At 64.9% G+C, this 17,111-nt stretch carries 17 protein-coding genes; 3 read left to right on the top strand and 14 right to left on the bottom strand.

All coding sequences use genetic code 11. From position 1 onward, the window contains the following. Positions 1 to 49: 49 nt before the first annotated feature. The 10 genes from JKG68_RS08535 to JKG68_RS08490 all read right to left on the bottom strand — a co-directional run bounded on the left by JKG68_RS08535 (position 50) and on the right by JKG68_RS08490 (position 8,872). Positions 50 to 466 (bottom strand): gamma-glutamylcyclotransferase family protein, encoded by a 417-nt coding sequence (locus JKG68_RS08535; protein ID WP_312890764.1) that lies wholly within the window; start codon positions 464 to 466, stop codon positions 50 to 52. Between the two features lie 24 nt (positions 467 to 490). Then, on the bottom strand, positions 491 to 1,153 hold the full coding sequence (locus tag JKG68_RS08530) for an HAD family hydrolase (RefSeq protein WP_202058094.1): 663 nt from the start codon (positions 1,151 to 1,153) through the stop codon (positions 491 to 493). Positions 1,154 to 1,221: 68 nt separating this feature from the next. Next, positions 1,222 to 1,707, bottom strand: coding sequence for a F0F1 ATP synthase subunit B family protein (locus JKG68_RS08525; RefSeq protein WP_202058092.1), 486 nt, complete (start codon positions 1,705 to 1,707; stop codon positions 1,222 to 1,224). A gap of 13 nt (positions 1,708 to 1,720) precedes the next feature. Further along, complete coding sequence (locus JKG68_RS08520; RefSeq protein WP_202058090.1) at positions 1,721 to 2,269, bottom strand: F0F1 ATP synthase subunit B family protein; 549 nt, start codon at positions 2,267 to 2,269, stop codon at positions 1,721 to 1,723. A gap of 232 nt (positions 2,270 to 2,501) precedes the next feature. Beyond that, positions 2,502 to 2,726: a F0F1 ATP synthase subunit C gene (locus tag JKG68_RS08515; protein ID WP_134494401.1), complete on the bottom strand. Its 225-nt coding sequence runs from the start codon at positions 2,724 to 2,726 to the stop codon at positions 2,502 to 2,504. Positions 2,727 to 2,781: 55 nt separating this feature from the next. After that, the gene (locus tag JKG68_RS08510; RefSeq protein ID WP_202058087.1) at positions 2,782 to 3,510 is read right to left on the bottom strand and encodes a F0F1 ATP synthase subunit A; all 729 of its coding nucleotides are present in this window, start codon (positions 3,508 to 3,510) and stop codon (positions 2,782 to 2,784) included. A 59-nt stretch (positions 3,511 to 3,569) separates the two neighbouring features. Further along, the gene (locus tag JKG68_RS08505; protein WP_202058081.1) at positions 3,570 to 3,941 is read right to left on the bottom strand and encodes an AtpZ/AtpI family protein; all 372 of its coding nucleotides are present in this window, start codon (positions 3,939 to 3,941) and stop codon (positions 3,570 to 3,572) included. Between the two features lie 206 nt (positions 3,942 to 4,147). Next, positions 4,148 to 7,606 carry a chromosome segregation protein SMC gene (smc, locus tag JKG68_RS08500; RefSeq protein ID WP_202058073.1) on the bottom strand — a complete coding sequence of 1,153 codons (3,459 nt, stop codon included), beginning with the start codon at positions 7,604 to 7,606 and terminating at the stop codon, positions 4,148 to 4,150. Between the two features lie 45 nt (positions 7,607 to 7,651). Further along, on the bottom strand, positions 7,652 to 8,290 hold the full coding sequence (locus JKG68_RS08495) for a DsbA family protein (protein WP_202058065.1): 639 nt from the start codon (positions 8,288 to 8,290) through the stop codon (positions 7,652 to 7,654). Between the two features lie 72 nt (positions 8,291 to 8,362). Continuing rightward, a complete protein-coding gene (locus tag JKG68_RS08490) occupies positions 8,363 to 8,872 on the bottom strand; it encodes a DUF721 domain-containing protein (RefSeq protein ID WP_246515225.1) in 510 nt (169 codons plus the stop codon). Between the two features lie 57 nt (positions 8,873 to 8,929). Here JKG68_RS08490 and mutY point away from each other — a divergent pair, with 57 nt between their 5' ends. Together mutY and JKG68_RS08480 are read left to right on the top strand one after the other, a co-directional pair. Beyond that, entirely contained in the window at positions 8,930 to 10,069 is a 1,140-nt protein-coding gene (mutY, locus tag JKG68_RS08485) for an A/G-specific adenine glycosylase (RefSeq protein WP_202058063.1), read from the top strand. Positions 10,070 to 10,121: 52 nt separating this feature from the next. After that, entirely contained in the window at positions 10,122 to 10,964 is an 843-nt protein-coding gene (locus tag JKG68_RS08480) for a trypsin-like serine peptidase (protein ID WP_202058061.1), read from the top strand. A gap of 165 nt (positions 10,965 to 11,129) precedes the next feature. On the opposite strand, the gene JKG68_RS08475 is transcribed toward JKG68_RS08480, so the two are convergent. After that, a complete protein-coding gene (locus tag JKG68_RS08475) occupies positions 11,130 to 12,026 on the bottom strand; it encodes a LysR family transcriptional regulator (RefSeq protein ID WP_202058059.1) in 897 nt (298 codons plus the stop codon). Positions 12,027 to 12,367: 341 nt separating this feature from the next. Between JKG68_RS08475 and JKG68_RS08470 the strand changes: the two genes are divergently transcribed. After that, the gene (locus JKG68_RS08470; RefSeq protein WP_202058057.1) at positions 12,368 to 13,246 is read left to right on the top strand and encodes an alpha/beta hydrolase; all 879 of its coding nucleotides are present in this window, start codon (positions 12,368 to 12,370) and stop codon (positions 13,244 to 13,246) included. A 61-nt stretch (positions 13,247 to 13,307) separates the two neighbouring features. On the opposite strand, the gene JKG68_RS08465 is transcribed toward JKG68_RS08470, so the two are convergent. From JKG68_RS08465 to JKG68_RS08455, 3 genes are all read right to left on the bottom strand, one after another. After that, positions 13,308 to 14,060: a metallophosphoesterase family protein gene (locus tag JKG68_RS08465; RefSeq protein ID WP_202058055.1), complete on the bottom strand. Its 753-nt coding sequence runs from the start codon at positions 14,058 to 14,060 to the stop codon at positions 13,308 to 13,310. A 94-nt stretch (positions 14,061 to 14,154) separates the two neighbouring features. Next, positions 14,155 to 15,966, bottom strand: a complete 1,812-nt coding sequence (locus tag JKG68_RS08460) for an ABC transporter permease (RefSeq protein ID WP_202058053.1) — start codon at positions 15,964 to 15,966, stop codon at positions 14,155 to 14,157. Then, positions 15,963 to 16,937, bottom strand: coding sequence for an ABC transporter substrate-binding protein (locus JKG68_RS08455; RefSeq protein WP_376773123.1), 975 nt, complete (start codon positions 16,935 to 16,937; stop codon positions 15,963 to 15,965). The genes JKG68_RS08460 and JKG68_RS08455 overlap by 4 nt, the downstream gene beginning before the upstream one ends. Positions 16,938 to 17,111 lie beyond the last annotated feature (174 nt).

Below are 17,111 nucleotides of genomic sequence, written 5' to 3'. Positions count from 1 at the left end.
ATCCACATATGAAAAGGCCGCCCATTGGGCGGCCTTTTTCTTCGCGTGCTCAGGCGGCGGGCCGCTTGGATCTATGGATGTACCGATCGTCATCGTACGCGGTCAGATAGGCGGAGTGTGTGCATTCGACCCGTGCCCGATCCTTGAAGTAAACCCAGGCGTTCACGGGCAACCCGCCGTCCAGGGATACGACCTTAATCCTTTCGCGATGGTAGCCGGTCGGCAGGTGAACGGATTCGATGAGGTCGAGGCGCGTGAGTGCCGCGTCATCAGCTTCGTAGAGTTCTCCTGTCACGCGATGCCCAGTTCCGGGCTCCGGCAACATCACCAGCGAGAACCACCGGCCCCCGATGACCAAGGGATAGGCTTGAACGGTGCGGTAAAAACCGAGACAGGTGAGGCCAGCCATGCCCTCGTCGTGGTTGGGAAAAACCGCGTTTGAGGGTGCCGAAGACGAAAACCTTATGCATGGGCGGTTATCTCCACCGCTTCAGCTCGCGGAATGGGTGAAGGCCCGAACGGTTTTCGGCAGATCCGTCATATGGTCGATGACCACGGATGCGCCGGCTGCACGCAGCTTGTCACCATGCTCCGGCCCGCAATGCCCGCCGCCAGTAAAGCCGATGACCTGCATCCCTGCCGCAACGGCTGCCTGAACACCGGCGGTGGAGTCCTCGACCACCACGCACTCCTGGGCAACCGCACCCATCTGCGCTGCCGCGTGAAGGAACAGGTCGGGGGCCGGTTTGCCACGGGGAACCTGTGTTGCGCTGAAGATGTGGTCGAACAGGTCCGACAGCCCTGTCACGCGAAGCGACAGGGCAATCCGCTCCGGCACGGAGGAGGAGGCGACGCAGCGGGGGACGGGGAGGGCGAGTATCGCCTCCCGGACGCCTTCAATCGGCTCAAGGTCGGTCTCGAACCGGGCGAAGAGCCGGCGGTTCAGCCTCTCGCTGAAATCCGCAGGCAGCCTGATGCCGTGCTTTCCTTCGATGCGGGCGACCTGGTCCTTGAGGCTGACGCCGATGAACTCGCGGGCAACGTCTTCGGCCGTGTAGGGCACATCGAACTCGGTCAGCAGTTCCGCATCGAGCTGGCAGCTCAAGCCCTCGGAATCCACCAGAACTCCGTCGCAATCGAAAATCAGCAGCATGGAAGCCTCCAGCAAAAAGGCCGCCTCGAAAGGCGGCCTTTGTAAATCGTGTCCGGTGCGGGCAGCCCTTACTGCAGCTTCGTGCGCACGTCGTTGAGGCTTGCGGTGACGAGGGAGGCGGCCGTGGGGCCGGTGATCTCGTCGCGCAGGACGCGCTCGGATGCCCTGATGGCGGCATCGACCGCAGCGGCGCGCACCTCAGCGGAAGCCTGAGCCTCGGCCTGGGCGATCTTCGCCTCGGCGGAGGCGGTGCGGCGGGTGATGAAGTCGGTCATCTTCTCCTGCGCATCGCGGGCCAGGCGCTCGGCCTCGTCGCGGGCGGAGGAGACGATGTCAGCGGCCTCGCGCTCGGCAGCGGCGCGCTTGGCCTCGTACTCCTTGAGGAGCCGTTCGGCGTCCTGGCGCAGGCGCTTGGCCTCGGCGAGCTCGTCGCTGATGCGCTTGCCGCGGGAATCGAGCTGGTTGAAAACCTTCCCGGGAACGCCGAGGTAGAACATCAGGCCCCAGAAAATGACGAAGGCGACGCCAACCCAGAATTCAGCGCTTTGAAACATGGGGATCTCCTGATCAGGCCTTGATCTGGTTGAGGGCGGCCTCGACGGCCTGCGGAGCAGGAGCCTTGCCGGTCAGGCGCTCGATGATGGCCGTTGCCGTGTCGTGGGCGATGCCGTGCACATGGCCCATGGCCTCTGCCTTCTTGGCAGCGATCGTGGCCTCCGATTCGGCCAGGCGCTGGTTGAGGTCGGCTTCAAGCGCCTTGCGCTTGGCATCGCTCTCGGCCGAGAGCTTGGCGCGGGTCTCTTGAGCGAGAGCCTGTGCGCGGCCCTTGGCTTCGGCAAGGGCCTTCTCGTAGGCGGAGCCCGCCTCTTCCGCGCGGGATTTCATGGCGGCAGCCTCGTCGAGATCGCCGGCGATCATCGTGCGGCGGTTCTCGATGATTCCGCTCAGGCGCGGGAGGACCAGCCGTGAGAGCAGGGTGTAGAGCACCACGAAGGTGATGGCGAGCCACAGGAGCTGACCGCCGAAAGTCTCCGACGCGAAGGGCGGAAAGCCGGCTTCCTCGTGAGCGCCGCCGTGGGCCTCTGTTGTGGCGTGGGTCGTCTGAGCCTGAGCCATGGAGCAGATCCTAAAGGATGGATAATCTTAGCATCGGACCTGAAAGTGGAACGCACTTTTGGGATTCATCCGATGCCCAATCTCCCAGTCGGCGTATCGTTCGGCAGGGAAACCGGTCCCCACTTTTTCCGCACGATGCGCCGGAAACATGAATGACGGCGGTTTCGATCCGCCGTCACCCTTGTCGAGGCGAAGCGTTCGCACGCCTCGACCTCCCGATCACCGTCTTGAATTAGGTGAAGAGCAGAACGAGAGCGACGACGAGGCAGAAGATGCCGAGACCTTCCGCGAGCGCCGCACCGATGAAGGCGCGAGCGAACTGGCTGTCAGCGGCCGACGGGTTACGCAGAGCGCCCGAGAGGAAGTTGCCGAAGATGTTGCCAACGCCCATAGCGGCGAGACCCATGCCGATGCAGGCGAGGCCCGCGCCGAGGAACTTGAAAGCAACCGGATCCATTGTGATCTCCTTGGGAATAACGTGATCGGGAGGGAAGGGGTAACTCAGCGCAGACCTAGTGCCCCGGGTGCAGCGCGTCGTTGAGGTAGATGCAGGTCAACACCGTGAAGACGTAGGCCTGCAGGGCGGCGACGAGGAACTCGAGCGCCATGAGAGCAACCGCCATGAGAAGCGGCAGCGGAGCGAGGATCGTCAGCGCCCCGCCGGCCGCCAGGAGGCTGACCACGAAGCCTGCGAAAACCTTCAGCGCGATGTGTCCGGCGAGCATGTTCGCGAAAAGACGCAAGCTGAGGGAGATCGGGCGGGAAAGGAACGAGATGAGCTCGATGACCACGATGAACGGCAGGAGCCAGCCCGGCACGCCCGACGGCACGAAGAGCCCCAGGAAATGGGTGCCGTGCTTGACGAAGCCGTAGACCACCACGGTGCCGATCACCAGCATGGCCAAAGCGAAGGTCACGATGATGTGGCTGGTGACCGTGAAGAAGCCCGGGATCATGCCGAGCAGGTTCGCGGTGAGCACGAACATGAAGAGGGAGAAGACGAGAGGGAAGAACTTCATTCCTTCCCTGCCCGTGGCATCGACAAGCGTGTTCGCAACGAAATCGTGCAGGACCTCTGCAACCGACTGGGCCCTGCCCGGAACGACGGCGCGCTTGCGGGTCGCCAGCAGAAGGCCGCCGACGATCACGGCGGCGGCGCCGATCATGAACAGGGATGAATTGGTGAAATTGATAACCGGAATGATGGGCTTGATCTGGAATTGTTCGATCGGGCTCGCCATGATCCGCTCTCAAAGTTCGCTGTTGTCAAATGCCGTTTGGCGTTCGAAAGTCCGGTTCGTCAACGCTTTTCGTCATACCGGGAGGGTTTGACCACCCCCGATGCTCTCATCAGATTGAGCATCCCGGCGCAGAAGCCGAGTATGAGACAAACGATCAGACCCCAAGGAGAAATCCCGAGAAAACGATCGACGAGCCAACCTAGAATTCCGCCTGCCGCGACGCCTGCAACGAATTCGGCCGAGAGCCTGAAGGCTTGGCCGAGTGCGGTGGAGTTTGACGTCTGGCGGGCACGAGGCTCTGACTCGGCTCGATGAACGGATGCTTGGGAGATCCGCGCGTCGAGCGATTTCAGTCTCGCTGAAAGGTCGGCATCATCGGCGCCGCTCGTTTTCCGCTCATTCTCGCCGTTCCGCTCTTGAGGGTCCGCCATTGCGATCTCCTTTGAAGCGTTGCGGGAAAATGCTTGGAAACCAGCCCCGAAAGCCGGGCGCACCATATGAGCGGGGGTCCACCCTGTCAAGGAAAGTCTGAAAAGATCTAAGCTTTTGAAATTATTTATATAACGGCGGTTTTGCGCAAGCGTGGGCCGAAAGCGCACATGTTTTTGAGGCTGAACGAAGGCGGCGGCTGAAAGCCTTAAGCCACCTCAAGAATGCGCTCGGCGCTCTGCAGATCGACCGAGACCAGCTGCGAGACGCCCCGCTCCGCCATGGTGACGCCGAACAGGCGGTCCATGCGCGCCATGGTGATCGGATTGTGGGTGATCACCACGAACCGGGTCTCCGTCTGGCGGGCCATGTCTTCCAGGAGGGCGCAGTAGCGCTCCACATTGGCGTCGTCGAGGGGCGCGTCCACCTCGTCGAGCACGCAGATGGGAGACGGATTCGTGAGGAAGACCGCAAAGATCAGGGCGGTTGCCGTGAGCGCCTGCTCGCCGCCCGACAGCAGGGTCATGCTCTGGGGCTTCTTGCCCGGCGGACGGGCGAGGATTTCGAGGCCGGCTTCCAATGGATCGTCCGAATCGACCAGGGTCAGCTCCGCCGTGCCGCCGCCGAACAGGGTAGTGAAGAGGCGCTGAAAATGGCCATTCACCACGTCGAAGGCGGCCAAGAGGCGCTCGCGGCCTTCCCGGTTGAGGCTGCCGATGGCTTGGCGCAGGCGCTTGATGGCCTCGACCAGGTCGTCCCGCTCGCCTGCGATGCTGTTGTACTTGGCCTCAAGCTCGGAGAGTTCCTCGTCGGCGCGCAGGTTCACGGCGCCGAGGCGCTCCCGGTCGTTCTTGAGCGAGTGGAGCTTGGACTCGATCTCCCCGTGGGAGGGCAGCTCGACGCCGTCCTTCAAGCCGGCCAGCTCGATGAGCCCGGCCGGGGTCGTCTCCAGGTTTTCCGCGATGGTGCGGGTGATCTCGGCCAAGCGGGCCAGAGCGGCCTCGTGGCGCGCCTGGGACCCGGCCCGGGCCTCGCGGGCGGCCGACATGGCCTCCAGGGCGGCGCGGGCGGCACGGTCCGTCTCGGCAAGGCTCGTTTCGGCATCGGCTAGGCGGTCGGCGGCCTCCTTGCGCCTCGCCTCAGCCTCCTCGACCTCGGCGATAAGGGCGCGACGGCGCATCAGGTAGGTATCGGGAGCCTCGAGGAGCCGCTGGTGCTCGTCCTGAGCCCGCTCCAGACGCTCGCCGAGATCCTCCAAAGCCCTGGCGGCGCGTGTCGTCCGCTCGGTCCACAGGCGGATATCGGCCGCGAGGGCCTCCTGCCGGCGGCGGCGCAGCTCCGCCTCATGCATGAGGGACTGGAGGGCGGCCCGTGCCTCGGACGCGGCTGCGCGGCGCTCGGCCACGCGGGTGCGCTCCTCGAGCAAGCGGCTTTCCAGGTCGGGTGCGGGAGCGAGGTCCTGCAGGGCGTCCTGCGCATCCTGCACGCGCTCCACGGCCTCCGCTTCGCTTTCCGACAGACGCGTCAAGCCCTCCTGGAGGGCAGAGCGGCGCTGGCCGAGCTCGGCTTCCCGGCGCTCTGCGACGGTCAGGCGCGTCCGGGCTGCATCGAGAGCCTGACGGGTCTGGCGAGCGGCCTCGATGGCCTGCATCTCGTGCGAGGCGGCCTTGCGGACGGTATCGAGCGCCGCTTCGGCTTCCTGGCGCAGGTGCTCGGCCGCCTCACGGGCCTCCGCCGCCTCGCGCTCCAGGTCGCCGAGGCGATTCTTTTCGGCAAGGCGCCGGGCCGCCGGGGAGGGAGCTTCCGCTGCCGTGGTGAAGCCGTCCCATCGCCACAGGTCGCCCTCCTGCGATACGAGCCGCTGGCCGGGCCTGAGGAGCCCGCGCAGGCGAAGCCCATCGGCCTTGCTCACCACGCCGATCTGGCGAAGGCGGCGCTGAAGGGCGGCGGGCGCCTGGGCTAGGTCTGCCAGGGAGCGCACACCCTCCGGCAGGGCGGGATCGTTCTCGCCGGCTGTCGTCTCGGCCCAGTGATGAGGCGCGGAGGCGTTGGTGGAGGCCTCGAGATCGTCGCCCAGGGCTGCGCCCAGCGCCGTCTCATAGCCCTTCTGGACGGTGATCTGGTCGACCGCCGGGGGCCAGAGGTCGCCGGTGGCGGAGGTCACGAGCTTGGCGAGCGTGCGCGCTTCGGTCTCGAGGCGCTGCGCCCGGCGCTCCGCCTCGTTGAGAGGCTGGCGCAGGCGGTTCTCGGCGTCCCGGGCGGCTGCCAGAACCTCGCGCGCCTCGATCACCGCCTCTTCGGCGCATTGGGCCATCTCCTCGGCGATTGCCGCTTCTTCGCGCAGGTCGTCGAGGGCTGGGCCGTCCTCCGTGGAGGTGGACAGCGCCGCGATTTCGCGCTCCAACCGCTCCTTCTCGGACCGGAAGCGGGCGGCGCGCTCCATCTCCTCGCGCATGGCCCGCTCCAGGGCGGCGCGGCGGGCGTTGAGATCTGAGGTCTGGGCCTGAAGGGCGCCCAGCGCAGCCTCGGCCTCGGCCAGTTCCGCCTCGGCGGCGTGGAGGCGCTCCTCGGCCTCGGCGCGGGTATCGTCCGCCCCGTCGGTGGTGAGCGCAATCTCGGCGGCCTCCGACTGAAGACGCTCGATAGTGGCCTCGGCGTCCGTGCGTTGGGCGGCCTCGCGAGCCAGGTCGCGGTTGAGGTCGCCGATATGCCGCTCCAGCTCGGTCACGCGCTCCTTGGAGCGGCGTTCCTCCGATTCGAGTTCGTTGCGGGCATGAGTCAGGCGCTGCAAGGCGGCTGCGGCTGCGGCTTCCGCCTGGCGCAGGGCCGGAAGAGCGTGGGCGGCCACCGCCTGGGCGGTGGCGGTCCGGGTCTGCTCCTCGGTGGCTTCGGCCACGGCCTTGAGATTCTCCGCCACCTGGCGCTCGGCGGTTGCCGCCTGCTCCCGGGCCTCGGCGAAGCTGATGGCGTACATGAGGGCTTCGAGCCGGCGGATCTCGGCGGAAAGGTTCTTGTAGCGGGAGGCCTGGCGGCCCTGGCGCTTCAGGCTCTCGATCTGGCTTTCCAGCTCGCGGATCACATCCTCGACGCGAACCAGGTTGTCCTCGGCGGCCTTCAACCGCAGTTCTGCCTCGTGGCGGCGGGCATGAAGCCCCGCGATGCCGGCGGCGTCTTCGAGAATGCGGCGGCGGGCCTGAGGCTTGGCCGAGATGATCTCGCTGATCTGGCCCTGGCGAACCAGCGCCGGCGAGCGGGACCCGGTGGCGGCGTCTGCGAACAGGATCTGCACGTCGCGGGCGCGCACCTCCTTGCCGTTGACGCGGTAGGTGGAGCCTTCCTCGCGCTCGATCTTGCGGGAGATTTCCAGGAGGTCCGTGTCGTTGAAGGCGGCGGGCGCCGTGCGCTCCGCATTGTCGATGGTGAGCATCACCTCTGCCCAGTTGCGGGCCGGACGGCCGCCGGAGCCGGAGAAGATGACGTCGTCCATCCCCGTGGCGCGCATGTTCTTGAAGGAGTTCTCCCCCATGACCCAGCGCAGGGCCTCGACGAGGTTGGACTTGCCGCAGCCGTTGGGGCCGACGACGCCGGTCAGGCCCGGCTCGATCAGGAAGTCGGTGGGCTCGACGAAGGTCTTGAAGCCTGCGATGCGAAGGCGCGTCAGCTTCATGGACGCGCCTTCCCGTCCCGCCCCATGGGGGCAAGGTGAAGGAGCTTACTCTCCCAGGATCGGCTTGATGACCTTTTCAATCTCATCGATCGACAGGCTTCCAGGATGACGCTGACCATTGATGAAGAAGGTCGGCGTGGAGTCCACACGGAACTGCTCCATACCCCGGTTCTTCACCGCATTGACTGCGTCATATAGTTTCTGGTCCTTGAGGCAAGCGTCAAATTTTTCCTGTGAAAAACCGGCCTGGCGCATGAGACCGCGCAGGGCGTCGAGGGGCTTGTCGGTAAAAGCCCAGTTCCGCTGCTGCTCGAAGAGCAGGTCCGTGATCGGGTAGTACTTATCCTTGGTGTCGCAGCGGGCGAGCATGAAGCCGGCGGTGGCCAGCGGGTCGAGGGGGAACTCGCGCAGGACGAAGCGCACCTTGCCGGTGTCGATGTAGCGCTTCTTCAGCTCCGGCCAGGTGGTCTTGTGGAAATTGGCGCAGTGGGAGCAGGTGAGCGAGGCGTACTCGATGATGGTCACCTTGGCGTCGTCCGGGCCCATGGCCACGTCGCCGAGGGGGCCCTGGACGGCAAGGTCCTGAGCGGACACGTTCTGGGCGAGTGCCGGCAGGCTGGTGGCGAAATAGGCCGCAACGGCTGCGGTTCCGAGAAGCTGAAGCGTCTGACGCCGGGTGATCATCGTAAGGGAACTCCTGAAAGGATTTCGTTCTGCGGTAGAATGCCTTGCCCTAAGAGGCAAGCGCCGGATATCTCACGCTTTCGTGCGTGAACCGGAGCTGACGATCGCCTGGCCCAGCCGGTCGAGAGCCGCCCGCAGGGATTCCTCCTCAATGGGCTGCACGGCCCTGTCGACCTTCTCCCGGTCCTGAGGCGACAGGATGGGAGCGGCCGGGCGCTTCTTCTCAACCCGCCGCACAGGCCCTTGTTTCAGCACGAGCTTTCCGATGCAGCGCCAGCCGTAATAGGTGTTCACCCGGTCGATGACCGTGGGGGCAAGGTGCTGGAGCTCCAACGCAAAGGCGCTCTCCACCCGGACCACGAGGGTTGCCGGATCGGGCCGCGATTCCGGATCCGCATGGGGGCTCTTGCGCTTCCATTCGATCTTGAGCGGCTGGGTGAAGGCGGACAGCCGCTCGCCCACGATCTCGGGCCAGGCCATGATGATGTCGGAGGTGGCGAAGCCCTGCGCTGCCAGGCTGGGGGACAAGCAGACATCGAGAAATTCGGCAAGGGGGCGGGCCAAAGGCCTCGGTCGTCTCATGTTGAATGTCCAAAAGCCGCGTTGGAATATGGATCCAAGACCGTTATTCCACGTCACATGTTAACGCCCGCTTTGAGCGCGACCAAGCCCGACCCGCAGGATCTCCTCGTCTGGTACGACCGTCACCGGCGCGACCTGCCGTGGCGCGCCAAGCCGGGCGAGACCGCAAACCCTTACCGCGTCTGGCTGTCCGAGATCATGCTGCAGCAGACCACGGTGGCGGCGGTCAAGCCTTACTTCCTGAACTTCCTGGAGCGGTTCGCCACGGTCGAGGCGCTCGCCGAGGCCCCATCCGAGGCTGTGATGCATGCCTGGGCCGGGCTCGGCTACTATTCCCGCGCCCGCAACCTCCATGCCTGCGCCAAGACGGTTGTGGAAAAACACGGCGGGCGCTTTCCCTCGACAGAGGCCGAACTCCTCAAGCTTCCCGGCATCGGCGCCTATACGGCAGCTGCCGTCGCGGCCATCGCCTTCAACGAGAAGGCGGCGGCGGTGGACGGCAACGTGGAGCGGGTCATGTCCCGGGTCTTCATGGTCGAGGAACCCCTGCCCAAGGCAAAGCCCCTGATTCGGAGCCTGACCGAGGAGCTCGTGCCCGAGGATCGGCCGGGCGATTTCGCCCAGGCGGTCATGGATCTCGGCGCCACCATCTGCACGCCCAAGCGGCCCGCCTGTGCGCTGTGCCCATGGATGAGGCCGTGCCGCGCCCGCTCCGAGGGCCTGCAGGAAACCTTTCCGAAGAAGCAGAAGAAGGAGGCCGGGCAGCTGCGAAAGGGGGCAGCCTTCGTGGTGCTTCGCGCCGACGACACGATCCTGCTCCGCACCCGCCCGCCCACGGGACTGCTCGGCGGCATGGTCGAACCGCCAACAAGCGCCTGGGAGCCGGATTACCAGCCCTCCCGCGCCGTGCTCGACGCCCCCATCGAGGCCCGCTGGCAGCGCCTGCCGGGCACCGTCCGGCACGTCTTCACCCACTTTCCTCTGGAGCTGACGGTGCTCTTCGCCAAGGTCGCCAAGGGAACGCCGGCGCCTGACGAGATGCGCTGGACGCCCCGGCTGCAGCTGCATGAGGAGGCGCTGCCCGGCGCCATGAAGAAGGTACTGGCGCATGCGCTGGGCGAGCTGCCGGGCGGGAAGGCCCTGATTGCCGGAACAGGAAAAAAAGCCAACCCAGCCGGCAACGAATCGGGATCGTAGCTCATTATATCGTCACATCATGTTGATCCTGTCGACGGTAAGGGGGCAGCACATGACCCGATTAGGACAATACGCGCTGACTTTGAGCCTTGCGGTCATTTGGTGCGCTCAGCTTTCCCCGCTGGCTCAAGCTGGGGTGATCGGGAAAGACAATCGGCAGGTTCTCCTGGACCATTACCGGGAGAAGGGGATCGGCAACGATCTCACCGCCCAGCCCTATGCTGCGAGCCAGCGCATCATGTGCAACTTCACCTCCGGCAGCGCGGCGCTCGTCGAGAGGGGCGATATCGTACTGACCGTGCGTCATGTGTTCATGGCCGAGCCTGCCCAGAAGGACTACAGCGCCGCATCCAAACCAAACCGATGCTCGCTTGAGGTATCCGATGGGGAGCGTTCGAACTGGTATCCGGTCATCGTCAAAAGCGCGATCTTCAACGCGGCGAAGCAGCGCTCGTTTGTGGACCGGTTCGATTGGGTCGTGCTCAAACTGGAGAGCCCGGTTCCAGGCGTGAAGCCTTATCCCTTAGCCTCGCAAGCAGTTCGGCCTAACACGCCTGTAACCCTCGTTACCATGCACCAGGAGGGTTTCAAATACGTGTCGCAGTTCATGCGCGTCTATCAAACATGCAAGGTCCGGGCCGGGGTCACCATCGATCGGATCGAACCTGCCGGATACAAACTCGACTGCTCAACCAGCATCGGAGCTTCTGGAAGCGCCGTCCTGGTCGAAGGCTCATCCGGGCCTGAGGTGGCTGGGGTCGTATCGTCCTACAGCGGCAGAAAGACCGGGAGCTGCAGCTTCGATCCAAGGCGGTGCTTTGCCTATGCGGTAGGAATCACCGATGAGATCAGGGCGGCGGTGGGAAAGCTGATGGATGGCACGCCCAAGCCGTAGGCAGCATCCGAGCATAACCGCCACCGGGCGTAGGATGGCCTTTGCTAAAGTGATGCTGGGGCAAGACGCTCCGTTTCCTTGAGTTGCCAGGCAGGTGAGGGAGGAACGATACCGACGCTCCTGTTCTGCCCCCATTTGGAAAGCCTAAATAGCCAGGAACAACGCTCAGACCCCCACCAGCGCCTTCTGATTGCGCTTGAACAGGTTGGCCAGCGCATTCGCCACCCGCGTCACGTTCGGGCGGGTGCGGCTGCGGCGGTGCATGACGAGGAAGACGTCCTCGATCAGGTCGCCTTCGGGTTTCACCACTTGAACCAGATCCGGGTCCGAATCGCCGAGCCAGCAGGGCAGGAAGGCCGCGCCAAGTCCTGCCTTCGCGGCCTGGTAGCGGATCGGCATGTCGCCGATGCGGGCCGCGATGGTGCGGCCTTGCGCAAATTCGGCCACATAGGCCGCCTGCCGGGACAGGGTCGGGTCCTCCGGCGGCGCGATGACGGCGGTGGGATTGTCCGTGCGCGCATAGATGGCAAAGGCGATCTGCCCGATTTTTCTCGCGACCAGGTCGTCCGTGCCCTCCGGCAGGGTGCGCATGCGCAGGCCGATATCGGCCTCGCCGGACGCCAGATCGAGCCTGCGCCGGGTTGGAATATAGGCGATCTCCACGGGGGAGGCCGCCTGGTGCAGCTCCGCCGAGTGTAGCGACAGGAACATGGTGACGGAGGCGGTTGCCGTGATCCGCACGGGGGCATCGGGATCGGGGCGGTAGGCCGCCGCCGTGCGCGACACGATGGCGGCTGCATCCCCCATGGGAACTGCGGCCTCGAGGATGGCCTGCCCGGCCTCGGTCAGCTCGAGGTTGTTGGGGCCGCGCTGGAACAGGGAGAGCCCGACGGTCTCCTCCAGCACCTTGATGCGCCGCGCGATCGTCGGCTGGCTCTGGCCGAGCGCCTTGGCGGCGCTGTTCATCGATCCATGAGCCACCACGGCCAGGAAGATCCGCAGATCGTCCCAGGAGGGTTCCGTGAAGGCGAGGCGGAAGGGGTCGAGAGACGAAGAAGCCATGAGATGATGCTAAAGCGTTGAAGCGGGATCGGCATAGGGGAATGTTCCGGCCCTGGGGACAAGCCGCACCTTCCCGCAATGCCAGCCCTGCCGCAGCCCGCCAGAACCGTGCGGGAGCTCTTCAGATTTGATGAGGGGCCGGGGCTTCACAAGTGCGCTGGCTTGGAGCACAACAAGGGCTTCGCAGCCGAAGGACTTCACCCGTGCGCCTCATCCGTTAGCGACGCTATCCCGCCTGAAAATCCGTGGCAATGAGCCTGCCATGCGGGCCGTTTTGCCATGCCTTTCACGCCGAAACCATTGTTTCGGCAGGATGACGACCTATGGATGAAAGAACCACAATGTCTGAAGCATCAGAAGACGCCATCGAGCGTGGGACGATCCGGTCCGGGCTCTTCGAGCTGGCCTATTCCGTCGAGGGCGCTGGAACGCCTGCCCTCGTGATCGGAAGCGCGGTCTATTATCCGCGCGTTTTTTCGCAAGCCCTACGGCAATCGCTGAAGCTGGTCTTTGCGGACCATCGCGGCTTCGCGCATCTGTCCGAGAATGTTCCGCCGTCGGAATACACCCTGGATGTGGTGCTCGACGATATCGATCTCGTGAGAAAGCATCTCGGCTTCGAGAAGGTGATCGTCATCGGCCATTCCGGTCACGGCTACATGGCGCTGGAATATGCCAAGCGTCATCCGCAGCATGTGTCCCATGTGGTGATCATCGCCACCGGCCCGAGCCACGGTGCCGCGCATCAAGCGGCGACGGAGCAGTACTGGCAGGAATCCGTCTGCCCCGAGCGGAAGGCGAGGCTCGCAAGCGATCTCGCGCTTCTTCCAGCTGAGATCGAAGCCGCACCGGAAAAGCGCTTCGTCACCTTCTGCGTGAGGATGGGGGCGAGAAGCTGGTACGACTACGGGTTCGATGCCGCTCCTTTATGGGAGGGCGTGCATGTGAACATGCCCGTCTTCGACCATCTCTGGGGCGAGGCGTTTCGCGATATCGATATCGCGCAAGGTCTGGAGCGGCTAGAAGCTCCGGTTTTCCTGGCTTTGGGGCGCTACGATTACCTCGTGGCGCCTTATGCTGCCTGGGAGCCGTACAGGAGCAGGTTCAAGAGCCTGACGGTTCGCGTGTTCGAAAAAAGCGGGCACACGCCGCAGCTCGAGGAGAGCGCTCTCTTCGATGCGGAGTTGATGAGCTGGCTGTCGGCGCGGTCTCAGCCGTGAGCTAAAACGATATGGCCGGCATGATGCCGGCCATATCGACAATTCAGCCTACCCTTCCAGTTCACTCGACCGAATGCAGCGTCATGCCTGTTCTGAGCGCATGAGCCCATTCCGGCCTGCCGTTGGCCTCTGCCCGTTGGGCCGCGGCCTCATGCGGATAGTTCAGGGCCTTGAACGCCACGTTCACGGCAGCATTCGACCGCATGTCGATGATTGCATACCGCGCATGGGGCGTTCCTGCTTCCGAGACATGGGCCGGATGCACCGGGTCGTCATAAGCCGGGCAGCCGACGCTGCCGGGGTTCACGATCAGGGCGCCGTTGCCGAGGCGAACTGCGTCGGGCCTGTGGCTGTGCCCGCACAGGATCACCCGCGCGGTGGTTTGGCCGAGATGCTTCTCGATGTCGGCGATGCCGGCACGAACGAGCCGTCCGTCGACGACGGCGTCCGTCAGGTAAACATCGTCCCGATGGGGCGTTGCGTGAAAGGCTAGGACATCCGGTGCTACCCAAAGGCTCGGCGGCAGCGCCTTCAGGTGCTCCAGATGCCTGACGTCCAGTTCCCCATAGGCAAAGCGGTCGGACGCACCCATGGTTGACGGAGCAAGGGTCGCAACCTGCCTGTCGTGATTGCCCCTGACCGTGGGAAGTTTCAGGGTAGCAAGAAGCTCGATCGTCTCGCGAGGCCAAAGAGGTCCTGACACGCAGTCGCCCAGATCGACGGTCAGATCGGGCTTCTCCCTGGCAATGTCAGCAAGGACGGCTTCAAGGGCGATCAGGTTGCCGTGGATGTCAGCGATAACGGCGATTCTCATCGCTCCATTGTAGTTCATGGCAGCCGGGGCTCAGCAAGGATAAAGTTGCGTCGCTTCCATTGAGCCGCCGGAGAGCTTTGCTCTGCAAAAGCTTCTAAGCACCAAGGGCTGGTGCCGGCTCGAAGCGCTTGGCCCTTTCTAAGTCAGCATTCAATAGACCAGATGCCTTGGCTGTAACCGCAGCCGCATCCGTCGCGCCGTGCCAGGGCAGGGTGCCTTCCGGCAGGTATCTGCCGAGCGCATCGAGGGCGAGCATCGCAACCGTCACCACAGCCACGATAACCACCGCAACGGCGGATGCCTGGCTCGCAAGGCCCGCTTCTTCGAGGTTGTAGAGCACCACGCCGATGGTTTCGGTTCCGGCCGTCCAGAGCAGGGCCGAGACGGTCAGCTCGCTGAAGGCGAGCAGGAACGCCATCAGCCCGCCGGCCACGGCCGCCGGGAGCAGCGAGGGCAGGACGATGCCGAGGAGCCGCTGGGGCAGGCGGGCGCCGTCCATGGCTGCCGCCTCCTCCTGGGCGATGTCGATCTGCGTCATTCCCGCCAGCACGGGCTTGAGCGCCACCGACAGGAAACGGGCAACGTAAGCGAAGGCGATGATCCAGGGCGTGGCATAGAGCGACAGGCCGATCACCGGCAGCGGCTTCAGGAACAGGAGGATGCAGGCGATGGCCAGCACGATGCCGGGCAGCACATAGGAGATTTCCAGGAGGGCCGTTGCCAGGATTCGCGCGGGTCCCATCAGGCGCACCAATCCGTAGGCGACCGGCACGGACAGGAGCGCAAGCAGGAACGCTGCGCCGCCCGTATAAACCAGCGAGTTCATGAAGGCGCGCACCGTCACGTCCTGCCGCGCCAGAACCTCGACGAAGTTGTCGAGGGTGATCGTGGAAAGATTGAGCGGCATGCCGTAGGACGGAACGAGCGCTGCTGCCAGCAGCGACAGCACGGGCAGGACCAGCGTCACGGCAATCACGAGACCCGCAAAGGCCTCGGCGATGATGCGGGCACGCCCGAGATGCCAGAACGGCTTCAAGGAAGCGTCCTCCTCCAGGAGAATGCCATCCTTGCGGGTGAGAAACTGGCTGAGGGCCACGCAGGCGATGGCGATCCCGGCCACGAGCAGGCCGAGCGCCGCCACATCGCCGATCACGCCCGTGCCGAAGCTCGACAGCCGCCGATAGATGAGCACCGGGAGCGTGAGGTAGTTCACGGGTGCGCCGAGCAGCGCCGGAATGCCGAAATTGCCGACACCGGCCACGAAGGCGAGCAGGGCTGCGCCCAGGAGATGCGGGCGAAGCAGGGGCAGAAGATGGTCCGTGACGATCCGCAGCGGCTGCGCGCCGTCCATGCGGGCCGCCTCGACGACCGCAAGGGGAATGCGCTTCAGGCCGGCGCTCAGCACCACGTAAACCAGGGGCGCATGATGCAGGCCCAGCACCAGAATGATGCCGCCGCGTCCGAGTATGGGATTGGCGGTGCCCGCTTCGGGCGCAAGGCCAAGGCTGTTCAGGATCGGCGATGCGGGACCGGCGAGATGAAGAAAGGCAAGCGCGATCACCTGGGGCGAGATCATCACCGACAGGACGAAGAGGAACGAGGCGATGCGTCGCCCGCGAACATCCGTCACCGCAAGGACGAGCGCCATGGCGCCGCCGAGCGGAAGGGCCAGCAGGCTCGACAGAAAAGCCGTTTCCAGGGTTGCCCGCGAAGCGTTCATGGCCGACCGGCTGGAAAGCGCGGAGAGCGCCGCGTCCGGACTGAACGCTCCGCCCAGAGCGAAGGCTGCCAGCACCAGCCGCACGGCAGGCAGAACATCGAAGGCGAGGACGGCCAAAGCGATAAGAGCGAGAAGGCCGAAACCTCCCCGCTCCAGGAACGACTTGGCCTGAGCTTGTCGTCTCACTGTCCGAAGATTTCGGCGAATGCCGCCTTGTTCTTGGTCTCATCCGCGAGCGCCTTGGCGGCGTCGAAGCCCATGACCTTGATCTGCTCGCGGGGCGGGTAGCCGGCGGGCAGCGCAACGGCCGGGTGCGCCGCGATGTAGCCCTGCTTGAGCGCCAGCTCCTGGCCGTCCTTCGACAGAAGGAAATCGACGAAGGCGCGGGCGGCGTCCGGGTTCTTCGTGCTCTTGAGAATGGCCACCGGCTCGGACACGGCCGAGACGCCCTCCTTCGGGAACACGAACTCGACGGATGCGCCCTTGGCCTTTTCGCGGATCGGCATGTAGTCGACGATGACGCCGTAGAGCTTCTGGCCCCCGGCCACCTGCTTCAGCACGTCGCCGTTGCCGCCGCCGGCCACGGCGTCGTTGTCCTTCAGGGCCTCGTAATACTTCCAGCCGCCTTCCATGGTGCCGGTCAGCGTCGCCGCATGGATGAGGGCCGCTCCCGAGGTGAGCGGGCTCGGCATGACAAGCTGGCCCTTGATCTCAGGCCTGGTCAGGTCCGCCCACGAGGTCGGCTTGAAGGACGCCTTGGTGTTGTAGGCGATGCCTGTGGTGATCAGCTTGGTGGCGAACCAGAATTTCTTGGGGTCGTGCGTGCCGGCGGGATAGGCCGAGAGGTCGGCCTTGTCGTGCGCCAGGAGCCGGCCCTCCTTCTTGAGGCCTTCCATGGTGACGCTGTCGGCAATCAGCAGCACGTCGGCCTGGGGCTGGCCCGCCTCGAACTCGGCGCCGAGCTTGGCCAGGATCTTCGGGGTGCCGTCGCGGACGAAGGTAACGGTGACGCCGGGGTTCTTCGCCTTGAAGGCGTCGATGGTCTGCTGGGCGTCGGTGTTGGGCTGGCTGGTGTAGAGAACCAGGTTGCCGGAAAGGCCCTGCGCCTGGGCGAAGGTGGGCATCAGGGCGACGAGCAGGGGAAGAAAGCGCTTGATGGACACGGGGCGGTTCCTCGCTATTGGTAAGGCTGCCCCCGCGCTAGCGGTGTCGGATGACGCCTCTGTGACGAAAAGCTAGAGCATCGTGCGGAAAAGGGGACCCGGTCTCCCGCGAAGAACGATGCGCCAGTCAATGTAGTGGCTTCGGAATCGATCCCAGACGTGGAAGCC

Source organism: Microvirga aerilata, from assembly GCF_016743775.1.
Taxonomy (GTDB): Bacteria; Pseudomonadota; Alphaproteobacteria; order Rhizobiales; family Beijerinckiaceae; genus Microvirga; species Microvirga aerilata.
Note: the sequence above shows the minus strand (reverse complement) of the source record. Positions and strands in the feature narration are given on the sequence as shown.

Bases quoted from the DNA above. Each gene is read 5' to 3' on its own strand.
- JKG68_RS08530 (WP_202058094.1), bottom strand. From the start codon at position 1,153: ATGCTGCTGATTTTCGATTGCGACGGAGTTCTGGTGGATTCCGAGGGC.
- JKG68_RS08505 (WP_202058081.1), bottom strand. From the start codon at position 3,941: ATGGCGGACCCTCAAGAGCGGAACGGCGAGAATGAGCGGAAAACGAGC.
- JKG68_RS08480 (WP_202058061.1), top strand. From the start codon at position 10,122: ATGACCCGATTAGGACAATACGCGCTGACTTTGAGCCTTGCGGTCATT.
- JKG68_RS08510 (WP_202058087.1), bottom strand. From the start codon at position 3,510: ATGGCGAGCCCGATCGAACAATTCCAGATCAAGCCCATCATTCCGGTT.
- JKG68_RS08520 (WP_202058090.1), bottom strand. From the start codon at position 2,269: ATGGCTCAGGCTCAGACGACCCACGCCACAACAGAGGCCCACGGCGGC.
- mutY (WP_202058063.1), top strand. From the start codon at position 8,930: ATGTTAACGCCCGCTTTGAGCGCGACCAAGCCCGACCCGCAGGATCTC.
- JKG68_RS08495 (WP_202058065.1), bottom strand. From the start codon at position 8,290: ATGATCACCCGGCGTCAGACGCTTCAGCTTCTCGGAACCGCAGCCGTT.
- JKG68_RS08465 (WP_202058055.1), bottom strand. From the start codon at position 14,060: ATGAGAATCGCCGTTATCGCTGACATCCACGGCAACCTGATCGCCCTT.
- smc (WP_202058073.1), bottom strand. From the start codon at position 7,606: ATGAAGCTGACGCGCCTTCGCATCGCAGGCTTCAAGACCTTCGTCGAG.
- JKG68_RS08470 (WP_202058057.1), top strand. From the start codon at position 12,368: ATGTCTGAAGCATCAGAAGACGCCATCGAGCGTGGGACGATCCGGTCC.
- JKG68_RS08475 (WP_202058059.1), bottom strand. From the start codon at position 12,026: ATGGCTTCTTCGTCTCTCGACCCCTTCCGCCTCGCCTTCACGGAACCC.
- JKG68_RS08490 (WP_246515225.1), bottom strand. From the start codon at position 8,872: ATGAGACGACCGAGGCCTTTGGCCCGCCCCCTTGCCGAATTTCTCGAT.
- JKG68_RS08515 (WP_134494401.1), bottom strand. From the start codon at position 2,726: ATGGATCCGGTTGCTTTCAAGTTCCTCGGCGCGGGCCTCGCCTGCATC.
- JKG68_RS08525 (WP_202058092.1), bottom strand. From the start codon at position 1,707: ATGTTTCAAAGCGCTGAATTCTGGGTTGGCGTCGCCTTCGTCATTTTC.